Origin of the sequence: Arthrobacter sp. R4 (assembly GCF_051365025.1) — a bacterium.
Lineage (GTDB): Bacteria > Actinomycetota > Actinomycetes > Actinomycetales > Micrococcaceae > Arthrobacter.
The window spans coordinates 1-1,111 of the sequence record NZ_JBLWIJ010000028.1; the positions used below are offsets into that span (position 1 = coordinate 1).

1 protein-coding gene is annotated in these 1,111 nt (G+C 67.7%); it reads right to left on the bottom strand.

From position 1 onward, the window contains the following. Positions 1 to 81: 81 nt before the first annotated feature. Complete coding sequence (locus tag ACLKOZ_RS16810) at positions 82 to 1,050, bottom strand: aldo/keto reductase (RefSeq protein ID WP_436476701.1); 969 nt, start codon at positions 1,048 to 1,050, stop codon at positions 82 to 84. Positions 1,051 to 1,111: the final 61 nt, after the last annotated feature.

The window sequence follows — 1,111 nt, forward strand, 5'->3', positions numbered from 1 at the left end:
CCACCGAGGCCACACCGCACTCAAGGGTCAGCCACCCGCCAGCCGCGTCACCAACCTCCGTGGGTAATACACCTAGTTGGGTTAGGGGAGGCTGCTGCCCCGCGCCGTGACCCACAGCCCGTACCACTCGGCGCGGGTCATGGCTTCGGCAACCCGGGCAGCGTCCGCGCAGGCGGCGATCCTTGACGGATTCACGGTGCCTATCACAGGCGCGATCCCGGCTGGGTGCTTCATGAGCCAGCCCAGGAGAACCGCCTCCCCCGTGGTGTTGTGCTCCCGTGCCAGCTCCCCCACGAGCTCCGCGGTGGCTGCCTCGGCCGTTGTGGGGTCCTCCGGGCCCGCCCCGGTGTACAGCCCGCGGGCCAGCGCACCATAGGCCTGCAGGGTGATGCCTCTTCTGGTGCAGTACTCCAACGTCCCGTGCGGGAAGCTGTAGTCCAGGTGCTCCGCGTGGTTCACCAGGACGGTACTCTCCAACCAGGCGCGCTTCAGCAGGCTCATCTCCAGCTGGTTAGCCACCACGGGGACTTCCAGCCGGTCTTCCAACGCCTGGATCTGCGCGCCGGACATGTTGGACACGCCAAGCGCACGCACCTTGCCTTCGGCCAGCAACTGCCCGACGGCGGCAGCCACCTCCGCAACGTCCGTCAGCGGATCGGGGCGGTGCAGCAGGAGCACGTCCACGACGTCCGTCCGCAGCCTCTTCAGGCTGGCGCCTACCCTCTCCAGGATGGATTCCCTGCTGAGGTCATAATGCCCGGGCAGCCCGCGTTCGCTGAGCCGGATCCCGCACTTGGTCTGCAGCCGGATCCGGTCACGCAAGCCGGGTGTCGCCGCGAGGACGTCACCGAACACGGCTTCGGACTTCCCGCGGCGGTAGATATCGGCGTGGTCGAACAGTGTGATCCCGGCTGCAAGAGCTGCGTCGACGGCGGCAGCGGCCTCGTCCACATGAACAGACCCATGGGGTTCGTCGGACCAGCTGCCGCCGAGGCCCATGCATCCATAGATGAGTTCCTGCGCGGACGATGGAACGGTGTGTTCAGTCATTGCTTCACTCTTTCACGGGGCGCGGCAAACGCACAGGTGGCGGGGCCCGGCCGGGCCCCGC